The sequence below is a fragment of the Marinoscillum luteum genome (assembly GCF_044005705.1).
GTDB classification, from domain to species: domain Bacteria; phylum Bacteroidota; class Bacteroidia; order Cytophagales; family Cyclobacteriaceae; genus Marinoscillum; species Marinoscillum luteum.
In genome coordinates this window covers 50,404-64,670 of record NZ_JBIPKE010000019.1, presented here as the reverse complement: position 1 = coordinate 64,670, position 14,267 = coordinate 50,404, and the positions used below count along the sequence as shown (strand labels likewise).

15 protein-coding genes are annotated in these 14,267 nt (G+C 46.9%); 5 read left to right on the top strand and 10 right to left on the bottom strand.

Going from position 1 to position 14,267, the window contains the following annotated elements:
- Positions 1-54: 54 nt before the first annotated feature.
- A complete protein-coding gene (locus tag ACHKAR_RS15405; RefSeq protein WP_395418270.1) occupies positions 55-1,308 on the bottom strand; it encodes an ABC transporter permease in 1,254 nt (417 codons plus the stop codon).
- 121 nt (positions 1,309-1,429) lie between these two features.
- On the opposite strand from ACHKAR_RS15405, the gene queA reads away from it, so the two are divergent.
- Both queA and ACHKAR_RS15395 read left to right on the top strand, forming a co-directional pair.
- Positions 1,430-2,476 carry a tRNA preQ1(34) S-adenosylmethionine ribosyltransferase-isomerase QueA gene (queA, locus tag ACHKAR_RS15400; RefSeq protein WP_395418269.1) on the top strand — a complete coding sequence of 349 codons (1,047 nt, stop codon included), beginning with the start codon at positions 1,430-1,432 and terminating at the stop codon, positions 2,474-2,476.
- Between the two features lies 1 nt (position 2,477).
- Positions 2,478-3,149 (top strand): 2-C-methyl-D-erythritol 4-phosphate cytidylyltransferase, encoded by a 672-nt coding sequence (locus tag ACHKAR_RS15395; protein ID WP_395418267.1) that lies wholly within the window; start codon positions 2,478-2,480, stop codon positions 3,147-3,149.
- A 60-nt stretch (positions 3,150-3,209) separates the two neighbouring features.
- On the opposite strand, the gene ACHKAR_RS15390 is transcribed toward ACHKAR_RS15395, so the two are convergent.
- Entirely contained in the window at positions 3,210-3,431 is a 222-nt protein-coding gene (locus ACHKAR_RS15390) for a DUF2795 domain-containing protein (RefSeq protein WP_159583414.1), read from the bottom strand.
- A 132-nt stretch (positions 3,432-3,563) separates the two neighbouring features.
- Positions 3,564-4,778, bottom strand: a complete 1,215-nt coding sequence (locus tag ACHKAR_RS15385; protein ID WP_395418266.1) for a DUF349 domain-containing protein — start codon at positions 4,776-4,778, stop codon at positions 3,564-3,566.
- 78 nt (positions 4,779-4,856) lie between these two features.
- Here ACHKAR_RS15385 and ettA point away from each other — a divergent pair, with 78 nt between their 5' ends.
- The 3 genes from ettA to ACHKAR_RS15370 all read left to right on the top strand — a co-directional run bounded on the left by ettA (position 4,857) and on the right by ACHKAR_RS15370 (position 7,705).
- Positions 4,857-6,536: an energy-dependent translational throttle protein EttA gene (gene ettA / locus ACHKAR_RS15380; RefSeq protein ID WP_395418265.1), complete on the top strand. Its 1,680-nt coding sequence runs from the start codon at positions 4,857-4,859 to the stop codon at positions 6,534-6,536.
- The gene (locus ACHKAR_RS15375) at positions 6,537-6,692 is read left to right on the top strand and encodes a zinc ribbon domain-containing protein (protein ID WP_395418264.1); all 156 of its coding nucleotides are present in this window, start codon (positions 6,537-6,539) and stop codon (positions 6,690-6,692) included.
- A gap of 119 nt (positions 6,693-6,811) precedes the next feature.
- Positions 6,812-7,705, top strand: a complete 894-nt coding sequence (locus ACHKAR_RS15370) for a DUF72 domain-containing protein (protein ID WP_395418263.1) — start codon at positions 6,812-6,814, stop codon at positions 7,703-7,705.
- Here ACHKAR_RS15370 and ACHKAR_RS15365 read toward each other — a convergent pair.
- The 7 genes from ACHKAR_RS15365 to ACHKAR_RS15335 all read right to left on the bottom strand — a co-directional run bounded on the left by ACHKAR_RS15365 (position 7,697) and on the right by ACHKAR_RS15335 (position 14,264).
- Complete coding sequence (locus ACHKAR_RS15365; protein ID WP_395418262.1) at positions 7,697-9,061, bottom strand: M28 family peptidase; 1,365 nt, start codon at positions 9,059-9,061, stop codon at positions 7,697-7,699. The two genes, ACHKAR_RS15370 and ACHKAR_RS15365, sit on opposite strands and share 9 nt — an antisense overlap.
- Before the next feature lie 43 nt (positions 9,062-9,104).
- Positions 9,105-9,734, bottom strand: a complete 630-nt coding sequence (locus ACHKAR_RS15360) for a hypothetical protein (protein ID WP_395418261.1) — start codon at positions 9,732-9,734, stop codon at positions 9,105-9,107.
- Between the two features lie 68 nt (positions 9,735-9,802).
- A complete protein-coding gene (arsM, locus tag ACHKAR_RS15355) occupies positions 9,803-10,771 on the bottom strand; it encodes an arsenosugar biosynthesis arsenite methyltransferase ArsM (RefSeq protein ID WP_395418259.1) in 969 nt (322 codons plus the stop codon).
- A 30-nt stretch (positions 10,772-10,801) separates the two neighbouring features.
- Complete coding sequence (gene arsS / locus ACHKAR_RS15350; RefSeq protein WP_395418258.1) at positions 10,802-11,848, bottom strand: arsenosugar biosynthesis radical SAM (seleno)protein ArsS; 1,047 nt, start codon at positions 11,846-11,848, stop codon at positions 10,802-10,804.
- A 40-nt stretch (positions 11,849-11,888) separates the two neighbouring features.
- Positions 11,889-12,224, bottom strand: a complete 336-nt coding sequence (locus ACHKAR_RS15345; RefSeq protein WP_159583432.1) for an arsenosugar biosynthesis-associated peroxidase-like protein — start codon at positions 12,222-12,224, stop codon at positions 11,889-11,891.
- A gap of 66 nt (positions 12,225-12,290) precedes the next feature.
- Positions 12,291-12,947 carry a TIGR04282 family arsenosugar biosynthesis glycosyltransferase gene (locus ACHKAR_RS15340; protein ID WP_395418256.1) on the bottom strand — a complete coding sequence of 219 codons (657 nt, stop codon included), beginning with the start codon at positions 12,945-12,947 and terminating at the stop codon, positions 12,291-12,293.
- Positions 12,948-13,043: 96 nt separating this feature from the next.
- Positions 13,044-14,264, bottom strand: coding sequence for a 3-phosphoshikimate 1-carboxyvinyltransferase (locus ACHKAR_RS15335; RefSeq protein ID WP_395418254.1), 1,221 nt, complete (start codon positions 14,262-14,264; stop codon positions 13,044-13,046).
- Positions 14,265-14,267: the final 3 nt, after the last annotated feature.

Below are 14,267 nucleotides of genomic sequence, written 5' to 3'. Positions count from 1 at the left end.
GTTCCCGTAGCTTCATGAAAAAAAACGAAATCCCGCCTTGGCGGGATTTTTTTGTTATTGAGACCTGATGGCAATCACCGGATCAAGCCTGGCTGCCATGGCGGCAGGGATGATGCCAGAGGCCATGCCTATAATGGCAGACACCCCAAGTCCGAGCACAATATTCGAAAGACTCAGTACCAGATCCAGAGATCCCAGACTCACAAACGAAAGGAGCCAGACCAGCAATATGCCTACCCCACCACCAATCACACTTAAGAAGACTGATTCGAAGAGGAACTGGAACAGGATGAAATAGTTTTTGGCGCCCAGTGATTTCTGAATGCCAATAATGTGAGTTCGCTCTCTGACGGATACAAACATGATGTTGGCAATTCCAAAGCCACCCACAAGGATGGAAAAACCACCAATGACCCAGCCTGCCAGCCCGATGACGTCAAAAGTAGATCCAATGAAATTGGCAATGGCCTCCGGTCTGTTCAGCGCGAAGGTATCTTCTTCTTTCGGCTTGAGTGAACGTTTTTTGCGCATGAGGCCGCGCAGCTCCGCCTCCAGTTCCACCAGCCCAATGTCCTTATCCAGTCCTTTCACTGTAATGTGAGACTCTACCCCTGATCGCTGGCCTGAATAATAGATCTTGAGGAATGACCGGTAGGGCATGTAAATATTTTCATCATTGGACGGGGCACCCAGGAAGCCATCACCTTCTTCCTTGATTACTCCGATCACGTGATATTTGAGCCCCTTTATTTTAATGGATTTCCCAATTGGGCTTTGATTAGGAAAAAGTTCTTTGGCGGGCCTGAATCCCAGGATGACCACATTTCTTCCTGCTTCCGCTTCCTGAGGTGTAAAATACCTGCCTTTTTCTATCGGAATTTCATAGACGTCTTTGTGTCCGTGTACCACGCCCAGTAGGTCCAGGTCCACACTGCTGCTACTTTCGTATTTGGCCGTCACTCCACCCCTGACAGTGAAAATGGACATGCCCTGAGCGTTTTTCACATTGTCCCTCAGAAATTTGTATTCGTCATAAGTAGGATAGGGGCGCTGCATGTATTTCCACCAGGGGTAGGGCCCACCACCAAATCCATAGGGCCATTTCTCCACATTGATGTTATTGGTGCCCAGAAAATTCAAACTGTCTTTGATGCTACGCTCCAGAGAATCCACCAGGGTGAATACTGCGATGATGGCAAAAATGCCGATGGTGACACCCAGCAGAGACAGGGTGGTGCGCAGGATATTCATCCTCAGCGCATTCCAGGCAAAACGAAAACTTTCAAGTATGAGTCTGACGATGAGCACGGTGCTTTATTATGGGTTTCAGATACAAGGTTATATCGATTTTATGCTAAATAAACAAAACTATTTGCTAATTTTGCGCACTTATTTAATTCACGACTTTTGGTCAATCCAAGCTTTCAATATGAAATTATCAGCGTTCAAATTTGATCTACCTTCCAGCCATATTGCCCTTCACCCTACTGAAAATCGCGACGAGTCCCGATTGATGGTGATACACAGGGATACTGGTGAAATCGAGCATAAGACGTTTAAAGATATAGTAGATTATTTTGACGAAGGGGATATGGTAGTGATCAATGACACTAAAGTATTCCCAGCCAGATTATACGGCAATAAAGAAAAGACGGGTGCTAAAATTGAGGTTTTTCTCCTGAGAGAACTCAATAAGGAAATGAAATTGTGGGATGTGCTGGTAGATCCGGCCAGAAAGATCCGTGTGGGAAACAAGCTGTACTTTGGAGAAGGAGAGTTGGTGGCAGAGGTCATCGACAATACCACATCCAGAGGTCGTACCATCAGATTCCTGTTCGATGGCGAGGAAGATGAGTTTTACAGAATGATCGATCGTTTGGGCGAAACGCCACTTCCAAAGAGCATCAAAAGATCGACTGTGCCTGAGGATCGCGAGCGTTTCCAGACCATTTATGCTAAAAATGTGGGCGCCGTTGCGGCACCTACCGCAGGTCTTCATTTTACCCAGCAGGTGCTTAAGCGTTTGGAAATCAAAGGGGTGGATATTAACCCCGTGACACTCCACGTTGGGCTAGGTACTTTCCGTCCAGTGGATGTGGAAGACCTTACCAAGCATAAGATGGATTCAGAGAATTATTTTGTGCCTGAGCCAACTGCCGAGCGTGTGAACCGCGCCCTGGATGAGAAGAAGCGTGTGCTGGCTATTGGTACCACAGTGATGCGTACGTTGGAATCTTCTGTTTCGGCCAATGGCAGACTGAAGGCGAATGAGGGATGGACTGACAAGTTTATCTTCCCACAATACGAGTTTAAGATCTGTAACGCTTTGGTGACCAACTTCCATTTACCGGAATCTACCCTTCTGATGATGGCCGCAGCCTTTGGTGGGTATGATCTGATAATGGAAGCTTACAAGATAGCCATGAAGGAAAAGTATCGTTTCTTCACCTATGGTGATGCGATGTTGATCCTCTAAAATGCAAAAGAGTGTAATCATAGTAGCTGGTGGTAGTGGCACGCGCATGCAGCAGTCACTGCCCAAGCAGTTTATAGAAATTCTAGAAAAGCCTATAGTGGTTCATACCATTGAGGCTTTTTTAGCTTATGATCAGTCCATTTCGGTGGTGCTGGTACTTCCCAGCGCTCATTTCAGCACCTGGAGAGCACTGGCTGAGCGATTTTTTCCCAATACCACTATCCACCTGGAAGCGGGTGGAGCCACAAGGTTTCAAAGTGTCAAGTCAGGACTAAGGGTGATCAACGAAGGGCTGGTAGCCATACATGATGCCGTTAGGCCACTGATCTCCCCTCAGGTGATCGCAGAGTCATTTCTTTCTGCAGCGCAAAAGGGTTCAGGCGTGGTGATGGTGCCTTTGAAGGATTCGATCAGACGTAGAGTAGAAGGTAAGACGGTAGCTGAGGATCGGACTGCCTTTTTTACAGTACAGACCCCACAGACCTTTCAGGTAGCTCAGATCAAAAAGGCTTTCGAGCAAGCGGAGCTGGAGACTTTTACAGATGATGCCTCCGTGTATGAACATGCCGGGATGCTCGTGTCACCGGTCACAGGGGAGTATACCAACCTCAAAATCACTACGCCGGAAGATTTGACTTTGGCGGAAGCGATTATGAACCAGCGAAAAAAATAGAAAAGCCTCCCGATTAGCGATCGCAAGGCTTTTAAACGTTTTTAGATGGATGCTTAACCCTTAATACTCATCTTCATTGAAGAAAAAGTCTTCTTTGGTGGGGTAGTCAGGCCAAATCTCCTCAATGTTTTCGTAAGGCTGTCCATCGTCTTCAAGTTCCTGAAGGTTCTCTACAACCTCTAGCGGAGCTCCTGATCGAATAGAAAAATCTATCAATTCGTCCTTACTGGCTGGCCATGGTGCGTCTTCAAGATATGAAGCTAATTCTAATGTCCAATACATATTCTTATGCCTTTAAAAATTTCGTGCAAAAATAGGTTTTCTATCGTAAAAACAAATTTTAATTTAAGTTTCTACTTTATCTAACCCTTAATGCGTAAACTAATTTTTTTGTTTCATTTATCAAAAAAACTTTTAATCCTCCCTTTTAAGCAACTGGAGTAAGGTTTCTTTTACTTGAATTTTCCCTTTTTGTTGCGATAGTTTCTTTTCGATCAGGTCCATTGTCCCACCAAAAGAAGAGGAAAAGTTGGCCGAATTCTCCTGGTATTTGTCCAGATCCGCTTTATCACGGTTGATCAGTTCCTCCAAAATGCCAATTCTTATCTGACGCTTTTTCGCTTTTTCCAGTTCTTTGAAGTTTTTAAAACGCTTGTGGGCCAGTTTGTCGATGAAGTCACGTTCCAGTAAAAGCTGAATGCTTTGGAAAGCATTTCTTCTTAGGTTTTTTCCTTCGGGATCACTTGGCCGGTAAGATTTGAGTTGAGTCTTAAGCTCCTCCAACTGTTTGAAGCCATAGGGTTGCTCACCATTGGTGAACCGCTGGAGCGTTTTGTTCAACTCGTGGATGTCAAAACTCTGCGACTGGCTGGGTCTTGGTCCTGGTTTTAATTTATTGTTAAACGCCCGGAGCAAGGGAGAATAATCTTCTTTTTGGATGTTGCCAATCTCTCGCCATTCATCTTTCAGGGTCTGAATGAAATCGAATCGCTCTTTGCCATGGAGGTTCTCTAGCTCGTCGGCTTTGGCAATTACATTTTGATAGTCGCGCTTGCGCTTCTCTCCAAGTCTTTTTTTGTCCTCGTAAAACTCCTTTTTCTTATCAAAAAACTGATCAATCAGTCCCCAGAAGGCGGTGTCCAGTTCTTCCTGAAGCTCTTCTTTTGGATTTCCGGTTTTGATCCACCGGGCTTTTATGTCATGTATTTCCTGTGTGGCTTCCTTCCAGTTTATTTTCTCCACCGAGACGCGGAGCTCCTCTATCAGGGCCTGTTTGATCTGGGTATTGCGTACTCTGTTTTTCTCTATGGTCTCTTCCAGATAGGCCTCCTGTGCAGTGAGTCGGTCCAAAAGTGACTGGTAATTACCCAGACCATCATGTGTCCCCAGAAGTTCCTTGAGGTGGATCAGCTTCATGAGAAATGAGCCCTTATTCTCAGAGCTTTCAATCTCTGTTTCCAGGGCAGTAATTTTAGCTTCCAGCTCAGTGAAGCGCTCTTCGAAATACTTTACTGAAGTTTCCTCATCTTCTCTCACCTCACCGATTTCACGGTCAGGGTAAGCTCCCCAGCCATTGAGAATGATTTTATTTTCTAATATTTTCCCGAAAGGTATTTCCTTTGCACTCACGACTTAAAACTGTTATACTGTAATCTAATCTGGACAGATAAAAACAGTAACTTCAACTTCTTTTCAAATTAAGCAAAAATGTCAGACGAAAAAATAATCTTTTCAATGGCGGGGGTAAACAAGATTTACCCTCCAAAGAAACAGGTACTGAAAAATATCTATCTATCCTTTTTCTACGGTGCGAAGATAGGAGTGTTGGGATTAAATGGATCAGGAAAATCTTCCTTATTGCGAATCATTGCCGGAGTAGATCAGGATTATCAGGGCGAAGTAGTGTTTTCGCCGGGATTTAGCGTGGGTTTGCTCGAGCAGGAGCCCAAACTGGATCCGGACAAAACAGTGAAAGAAGTGATCAGCGAGGCGGTCACTGAGGTCACCGAGCTTTTGAAGGCCTATGATGAGATCAATATGAAATTTGGTGATCCTGAAATATTGGATAACCCTGATAAGATGAATAAGCTGATCGAAAAGCAGGGTGAGGTACAGGATAAGCTGGATCAGATGGGCGCCTGGGAGCTGGACAGCAAACTGGAGCGGGCCATGGATGCGCTACGAACGCCACCTGAAGATGCCATTATTAAGAATCTGTCTGGTGGAGAGAAACGTCGGGTAGCCCTTTGCCGGCTGCTACTTCAGGAGCCGGATGTGCTGCTGCTGGATGAGCCTACCAACCACCTCGATGCTGAGTCAGTGCACTGGCTGGAGCAACACCTTCAGCAGTATAAAGGCACGGTGATTGCCGTCACTCACGATAGGTATTTTCTGGACAACGTGGCTGGGTGGATTTTGGAGCTGGACAGGGGGGAAGGAATTCCCTGGAAAGGAAACTACAGCAGCTGGCTTGATCAGAAACAAAAGCGCCTGGCTCAGGAAGAGAAATCAGAATCTAAGCGACAAAAAACCCTTGAGCGCGAACTGGAATGGGTTCGAATGACCCCAAAAGGTAGACAAGCCAAAGCCAAAGCCAGACTGTCTGCTTATGACAAACTCCTGGGTGAAGAGGGCGCACAGAAGGAATCTCAGTTGGAGCTTTATATCCCGCCAGGCCCCCGATTGGGCGCTAAAGTGATTGAAGCAAATGGAGTGTCCAAGTCGTATGGAGACAAGCTATTATTCGATAATCTGACTTTCAGCCTGCCTCAGGGCGGCATTGTGGGGGTAGTAGGCCCCAATGGAGCCGGTAAGACCACCCTGTTCAACCTGATTACTGGTAGGGAGCAACCCGATGCAGGAACATTCGAAGTAGGAACGACCGTGAAAATGGCTTATGTGGATCAGGAGCACAATGACCTCAAACCGGATGACACGGTGTTTCAGGCTATCTCCGGTGGCAATGAGATCATTCACCTTGGAGAAAAGGAAATGAATGCCAGGGCTTACGTTAGCCGATTTAACTTTTCAGGTTCAGACCAGACCAAAAAGGTGGGCGTATTGTCAGGAGGGGAGCGTAATAGAGCGCACCTGGCCATCACACTGAAGCAGGGTGCCAACCTTATCTTACTGGATGAGCCTACCAATGACCTGGATGTGAATACGCTCCGTGCCCTGGAAGAAGCGCTGGAAAACTTTGCGGGATGTGCGGTAGTCATCTCCCACGATAGGTGGTTTCTCGATAGGATATGCACGCATATACTGGCTTATGAAGGCGATTCTCAGGTGTACTGGTTTGAAGGCAACTTCACCGATTACGAGGAGAATAGAAAGAAAAGGCTAGGGGATCAGGCACCAAAAAGGATCAAGTATAGAAAGCTGAAGTAAATGAAAAAGAAAGAATGCCCTTCCTGCGCTATGGAAGTGTCTGCTAAAAGCAAGGAATGCCCCATTTGTGGGTATGAGTTTGCTGATTTCAGTCCTGCATATAAATGGGTAGCTATTCTGCTTATTGTGATGATGTTGCTCTACCTGGTGTTCTGAGGGCTGAAAAGGACTGCTGGGGAGGGTCAATGAGGATCGTCCAGGTCGAGGAAAAGCGCCGAAATCATGTGAATTATTTTTGAGACCCACTAAATTTAGAAAAACAAACCCTGAAGACCATGAAATTCGGAAGCGTAGACAACCCCGCTCTTGTAGATTTTACCTTGCCTGCTGACCATCCTGGCACGGAGCGGGTGCTGGCTAGTAAGGGGGGTGCCGGACTGTCCGAGATTTATGTGGGTTGTGCCAAGTGGAACAAAGGGGACCTGAAGAAATTTTATCCAAAAGGAGTAAAGGATGAATTGGCTTACTATGCCCAGCAGTTTAACTCAGTAGAACTCAATGCCACTTTCTACAATAACTATGGTCCCGAGCAGATAGAGAAGTGGAATGAAAAAGTGCCGGATGGCTTTAAGTTTTTCCCTAAGGTATCTCGCTACATCAGTCACATCAAGCGATTGAATGCCGTGGGCGTTTATGTGAATGATTTCTGTCAAAACATTTCCACGTTCGGCCCGCATCTGGGGATGGCTTTCTTGCAGGTGCATGATAATTTTTCCCCTAAAAATAAAGATCGGATCAGCGAGTTTATGGACGTCTGGTCATGGGATATTCCGCTGGCTGTGGAGCTCAGGAACACGGATTGGTTCAATGATGAAGAGGCCAGTGAGTGGATTTATGATCTTTTTGAAAAATATGAAGTGTCCAATATTGTCACGGACACGGCTGGTAGGAGAGATCTGCTGCACATGCGCCTGACCTCACCGGTGGCCTTCGTGAGGTATGTAGGCGCTAATCACGAGAGTGACTATCAGCGATTAGACGATTGGATAGCCCGCATCAAAATCTGGAAAGCGCAGGGACTGGAGAAGCTCTACTTTTTTGTTCACCAAAACCTTGAAAAGGCTTCCCCATTCCTGTCGGCCTATTTTCTTGAGCAATTCAATAAAGAATTTGGAACAGATCTCCCGCTCCCTGAGTTGGGAGAGCAGGCACAGGGAAATTTATTTTAACCCTTCCTGATCGATCAGGTAGGTCATGGCGGTCATGGTGCCAGCACCAAGTTCGAGCTCTCGTTTGTCCACCGCCTCAAATACATCCGCTTCTGTGTGATGATAGTTGAAGTATTTTTGAGGATTGGGCTCCATCTCCATCAAAAACACTCCCTGATCCTCAAGGGGGCTGATGTCTGCACCACTTCCCACTTTATCAAAATTCCAGACAAAATAGGGTAGGAAATAGGGTTTCCAGCTCTTGATTTTATCTCTTGACGTCTCTTCTCCCATGGAGGAAAAGCCCATAGGACCAAAAGCTCCCGAATCCGATTCCAGACCGGCAATGTGTTTCTCTCCTTTTTCTTTGGCCACCCTAGCATATTCTTTTCCACCCCTTAGTCCATTTTCTTCATTCATAAACATCACGATCCTGATGGTGTGTTTTGGTCGGATGCCTAAAGCAAGAAAAGTGCGACCTACTTCTATAGACATCATACATCCTCCGCCATCGTCATGTGCTCCTTCTCCCACATCCCAGGAGTCCAGATGGCCGCCTACCACAATGATTTCCTCAGGGTATTCAGCACCTTTGATTTCACCAATCACATTGTATGAGAGCACATCTTCCTGCATCTCGCAGTGGGTTTCCACATACATTTTCAAACCTTTCTGATCTTGCAGTAAATCGCTGAGCAAATCTGCATCGTTGGTGCTGATGGCCAATGCTGGGATTTGCGGCATGAGTGGTTTGTACACCAGGGAGCCAGTGTGGGGAATGTCGTCTCTACGATTGGTCATGGATCTTACAATCACCGCTTTTGCACCAAACTTCCCGGCTTCAGACGCACCATAGGCCCGCTGTACCACCGCACTACCATAGGCCTGAAAGGTATTGACCAGGGTAGGGTCCATCTCGCCATTGTAGAAAACTATCTTACCTGCCACCGCTTTGCCGAGTGCATTGACTTCCTCGATGCTCTTTACCTCTACTACTTCGGCCAAAATGCCCGCGGGACCGGTGCCCACTGAGTTGCCCAGCGCCACGGTTCTTAACTCTCGTGTGCCGACCTTGTCAGAATTGGTGATTCTGGCGATTTCTGTGCTTCCCCGCACCCATTTCGGAACCATCACAGGCTGTAAATACACTGTATCAAAGCCATAGTCTAACATCAACTGGCGGGTGTATTCCACTGCGGCTGCTGCCTGGGGTGAGCCTGACAGTCGTGGCCCAATCTCTTTACAAAGTGCCCTTAGGTTTTCATATGCGGGGCTTTCAGAAAGCTGATGGTCGTATATTTTTTTGATCATGGCCGTATGGTCCTGACCAAAAACACCTACAGGTAGGAAGAGAATAAGGAAGAGTGCTTTTTTCATGGAAGCGAATATAAAATGATTAAGCTAAAGGGGGATTTGGAACTTACAAGATTCTGTCTCTTTTCAACGCATCCATGAGCGTACGTGCAAACGGGCTGAGCTGTGGAACACCCGGGGTTGCCGCATCATATTTGTATTGATAAGTCCAGATGAGGTTATTGTTCACATCCTCTGAGGTGAGGTCGTAGGCATGTGCTTCGTAGATGAAGGTGCTGGATTGGGTGTAATAACCTGGCTGATAGATTTCCTTATAGGTACTGATGTAGGTGTTCCCAAAGCGGCTTCTGTCTGCCGGAATGATGTAATTGGATCCTGACACGAAAACAGCTCTGGTGCTCACATCTACCACGGCAAGAGAAATCACCGCATCCACACCCTTAGATATGAGGTGTTTGCGAATGCTTTTTACATCCAAGTCTTTTACCCATTCAGGAGGAATTACGGTCATGCCTGGAATGGAGAGGTATCCGTCTTTTCTGAGCTGACCTACCATTCCCACTTCAAAATCGCTGGCATCCTGGAGGTCTCGGGTTAGCCCAAAAACGGCAATCTTATCAAATTTTTTGAAGTCATGATCAGGAGCCACCCAGTTGTAATAGGAGACAGAAGGCACGCAAGCTGATAGGATGAGAGCGAGTAGGGTGTAACGCGATATGGATTTCAGTAAATACAAGATTTTGGGGGTGGTTAGGTAGTAAAAGTAAAAAAAGCGGAGGTTAATCCGCTTCTATCATTGATCTTTTAGCAACATCCCCCTCCATCGTAATGATAGGTGCTTTCGGAGAGGTAAATGTCATCCCGCTTCAGTGCAGCCAGATTTCGGGCTGTTTTGTCACACACCGCCAGTGGCTGGTTGGGAGTCATCACGTGACCATTGTGGTCATCAAAGTATTCCTGGTCTCCAAAATAGATAGCCGTTTTGCCAGTAAAAACGCACGGTCCATCCGCAGGCATAGGGTCTTTGATGGCGCAGACCTCCACACTTTCGATGAAGATAGTCTCCGAAGTATCGTAATTCTTGGAATCAAGGATTCGATACGGGCGTTTGGCGCGAATCTCGATTGTTCCAAAACCAGCATCAGTAATTAGCTTGATATAATCTTTCAAGGGCAGTGCCCCACTCAGACAGAGTCCTCTCAGTTTGGGATCATTTTTCAATGCCTCAGGCATGGATGATTCGCTGACCGGATCAGAAAGCACCAATCGCCCATGAGGCTTCAGTACCCGGTACATTTCCTCCAGTGCTTTCTTAAGATCTTCTTCATGAAAAATATTGAAGAGGCAGTTTTGGGCAGCCACATCAATCGTGGAATCTTCTACTGGCAGATTAAGCGCATCACCCTTGCGTAAGTCCACAAAGTTTTCTTGAAACCAAGGGTTTTCCTCCTCGGCTATTTTGAAGTTTTTTCTGCTGGCTTCCAGCATTTCATCCACAATGTCCACACCTATGACACCACCTCTCTGACGGCTAAAGTAGGCGAACTGCAACAGCTCCATGCCTCCGCCTACACCAACGTAGAGAATTTTCGGATCATTGATGAGGTCGCGGGGGTGTACTGTGCTCCCGCATCCATAGTTCATCTGCTGCATGATTTTTGGGATTTCCAGCCCCGGGAAAGCCCAAATAGGGGTGGTCGTACAGCACAGGCCTACATCCGGAGTGATGGCCGCTTGTTTGTAAATGTCTTTGGTTACTTCTAAGTATTCCATTTTGTGATTTAATTAATGGTGTTCTAGGTTTTATGTTGTGACTCCCCCACAGCTGGAGCCTGCGCCGGCTGTGCAGCCAAAGCAATGCTGGCTGATGCGTATGGTGCGCTCGTTGGTGGAGATCAAATCAAAATCTGAAATATGAACAGGCACGTCTTCGAGCTTCAGGTCCAGCATCTGATTAAAGTCACAATCGTAGAGGTATCCATCCCAGCTGATGCTGAGTGTGTTTCTGCACATCACGCCACTCGCAGCTGCCGGATTAAAGGCATTGACTAGCTCGTGCATATAGTCCTCGTAATTTTCAGAAGTGATCAGGTAGTCCAAAAAACGACTGATGGGCAAGTTGGTGATAGCGAAAAGCTCGTTGAACTGAACTTCATATAACTCCAAAAGTTTTTGCTTGAACTGCTGCTCAAGCTCGGCCTGGTCTCCGGGTAAAAAAGCCCCGGATGGGTTGTACACCAGATCCAGCTTGAGGTTGGAACCAGGCATTCCGTAGCCCACCTCATTGAGCATCTGCAGTGCCTTGATGGACTTTTCAAATACTCCCTCTCCGCGCTGGGCGTTGGTGCGTTTGGCGGCAAAGTAGGGGAGTGAGGAAACCACGTTTACTTTGTGTTTTTTGAAAAAATCTGGCAGGTCGTGATACTTAGGATTGGCGAGAATGATGGTCAGGTTGCATCGCACAATCACGGATTTTCCCATGGCCGTTATTTCCTCCACAAACCACCGGAAGTCAGGGTTCATCTCAGGAGCACCACCGGTCAGGTCTACCGTTTTCACCTCTGTGCCCCTGAGGGCATCCAGGATTTGCTGCATGGTCTCTTTGGTCATGATCTCCTGCCGGTCAGGCCCGGCATCCACATGGCAGTGTTTGCACACCTGGTTGCACATCTTCCCTACGTTGATTTGAAATATTTCTATTCCCGTAGATTTGAGTGGAAACAAGCCAATGTTTTGCAGCTTTTCCTGAAAGCTGGGAATGCCTATCGCTTCATGATCGTCTAGGATTTCAATCTGCCGATTGGTGTTAGCAAGGTTATGGTTTTGTCGCTTGAGTGTTGCTAAATTCATGATTATCAGATTAATGGGTTTTCAAAACGGAGGAGTGACTTCACATCATTTTGTCTTTCACCTGATTCATCATTTGCACACCATGCACCAGCGAGGCTCCACCACGTATGGCAGCAGCTACATGTATGGCTTCCATCATTTGCTCTTCGTCCACCCCTTTTTTTAGGGTGTCGGACGTATAGGCGTCAATACAATAGGGGCACTGGATGGCGTGGGCTACGGCCAGTGCGATCAGTGATTTTTCTCTGGCAGTCAAAGCTCCCGGGGCGAAAACGCTTCCATAATAGTCGAAAAATTTATCTCCTAATTCCTGTTGAAACTCTGTGATGTTGCCAAATTTCCCAAGGTCTTCGCGGTTATAATAAGTCTCTTTCATCTGTTAAATAGAGGATTGTGAGCCTGCTGGCTCGGTGATAAATAAATAGAAGGACAATGAAGGAACTTAGTGGGAAGGGGGAGCTCGTAAGGGGAGATTTGCGACCAGGAGGAGTGGCTTACATGAAAATGACCAGACTGCTGGCAGAAAGATTTGACCTAGCAAGTGCAATAAAGGCAGCAGGATTGATCGTCGTATTTTGGTTTTGAGTACCTCAACAAAATCCTCCGGACGGTTAATGTCTGAAAGCTGCTCCAGGTGGGCGACGTTTTCCGAAACGGAGGAAAGCACCTCGCAGAAACGGTTGGTATGCCAGGGCAGATTGACCAGCCAATCCTTGTGAAATATCTTTTTAGAGATACCGATAAGGTAGGCGCCGCCATGACTATCCGGACCGATGACCAGGTCGCGGGAGAGCAGTAGCTCATTGGCAAGGGTCAGATCAGCTGATTTCAACTGGGGGCAATCGTTGCCCACCACAATGACGTTTTCAAAACCCTGATCGAATACTTCTTTTATAGCTAGAAAAAAACGGACTTCTATGGGGCCTTGAGTTGGCTCCATATCCACTTTCTCAAATACCGGCAGGTTGGTTTTGGAAATCAGGTTTCTCGTTCGATTCTGAAAATACCTAATGACCTTGGGGGTAGGATGAAGCGATTTGGATCGGATTTCATCTTTTTCCCTGCGGGTAAAGAGTAATATGGCCGTACTGGTTTTCATCTGCTGAGACAAGATAACCATTGTGTAGATCAAAAAGTTGTCTGATCTACTTACGCAGGCTCAATTGTCGGCAGATTTTCAAATGACCTAAAAAAGTCAGATTTGTTCTATCACTATTCCCACACTCTGAAAGTCCTTCCAGAAATCAGGGTAAGATTTCTGAACCACGGAGGGGTCATCTATGGTGATATCGTTGATGGCACAATACGGCGCAAAAGCCATGGCCATGCGGTGGTCATCATAAGTATCGATCGTCTCCACTGTCACTGGTAAGGTTCCCGGGATCATCGTCCATGTACTCCCTTCCTCGATCAGGCTCGCTCCAAGCTTTCGGAGTTCATTTTGCATAGCCGCTATTCTGTCCGTTTCTTTGATGCGAAGACTTTCCAGTCCGGTCATCTTCAGGGTAACTCCCTTCGCTGCAGCGGTCACCATCACTGTTTGGGCCAGATCGGGACAGGTTTTGAAGTTTATTTCGATTTCTCCTGCGACCTCACCCGTTTGTGTCAGGGTAGCGCCTTTGTTATCATATGTGGTTTTGATGCCCAGCTTTTCCATGATGGTGGCTATCTCCTGATCTCCCTGCAGACTTTCCGATCGAAGACCCAGAAGTGTAAGTTCAGAATTCATCCCAAGCGCAGCCAGGGAGTACCAATAGCTCGCTCCTGACCAATCACTCTCTATGGTGTAGGCACCTGATGAGTAGGCCTGAGGGGCTATTTTGATTTCGTTGCCTTCCCACAGTGACTCTACTCCAAATCGCCTCATCAGATCCAGGGTCATTTCTATGTAGGGCTTACTGAATACTTCGGTGGTGAGTCGTAGGGTAAGTCCGTCGGGTAGGCTTGGCCCGATCATGAGCAGGGCGCTGATAAACTGGCTGCTGATGTTGCCTGGTATTTCTATCAGGCTGGTTTGTTGGTCTTTTATTCCTGAGATTTTCAATGGCGGATAGCCATCTTCCCCAAGATATTCTATCGTTGCTCCCAGCTTTCTTAAGGCACCCACTAAAACTCCGATAGGTCTCTGGCACATTCTGGGAGTGCCAGTGATGGTTTGTCCGGAGCCCTTGATGGCTAAAAATGCAGTGCAAAATCTCATGGTGGTGCCGGCATCCAATACATCCCATACCTCACCTGATTCCTTCAAAAGACGCTCCATGGTCTGAGTGTCGCGTGCTGCAGACAGGTTGTGAAGCTGAAGCTGATTACCGCTCAATGCATTGATGAGGAGTGCCCGATTACTTTCACTCTTTGAAGAGGTTAATTGCACGGTTCCGTGGAGGTGTTGGTCGAATTTCTTAACGAGATATTTCAAGCA

Bases quoted from the DNA above. Each gene is read 5' to 3' on its own strand.
- arsM (WP_395418259.1), bottom strand. From the start codon at position 10,771: ATGGAATACTTAGAAGTAACCAAAGACATTTACAAACAAGCGGCCATC.
- queA (WP_395418269.1), top strand. From the start codon at position 1,430: ATGAAATTATCAGCGTTCAAATTTGATCTACCTTCCAGCCATATTGCC.
- ACHKAR_RS15375 (WP_395418264.1), top strand. From the start codon at position 6,537: ATGAAAAAGAAAGAATGCCCTTCCTGCGCTATGGAAGTGTCTGCTAAA.
- arsS (WP_395418258.1), bottom strand. From the start codon at position 11,848: ATGAATTTAGCAACACTCAAGCGACAAAACCATAACCTTGCTAACACC.
- ACHKAR_RS15340 (WP_395418256.1), bottom strand. From the start codon at position 12,947: ATGAAAACCAGTACGGCCATATTACTCTTTACCCGCAGGGAAAAAGAT.
- ACHKAR_RS15395 (WP_395418267.1), top strand. From the start codon at position 2,478: ATGCAAAAGAGTGTAATCATAGTAGCTGGTGGTAGTGGCACGCGCATG.
- ACHKAR_RS15370 (WP_395418263.1), top strand. From the start codon at position 6,812: ATGAAATTCGGAAGCGTAGACAACCCCGCTCTTGTAGATTTTACCTTG.
- ACHKAR_RS15390 (WP_159583414.1), bottom strand. From the start codon at position 3,431: ATGTATTGGACATTAGAATTAGCTTCATATCTTGAAGACGCACCATGG.
- ACHKAR_RS15345 (WP_159583432.1), bottom strand. From the start codon at position 12,224: ATGAAAGAGACTTATTATAACCGCGAAGACCTTGGGAAATTTGGCAAC.
- ettA (WP_395418265.1), top strand. From the start codon at position 4,857: ATGTCAGACGAAAAAATAATCTTTTCAATGGCGGGGGTAAACAAGATT.
- ACHKAR_RS15365 (WP_395418262.1), bottom strand. From the start codon at position 9,061: ATGAAAAAAGCACTCTTCCTTATTCTCTTCCTACCTGTAGGTGTTTTT.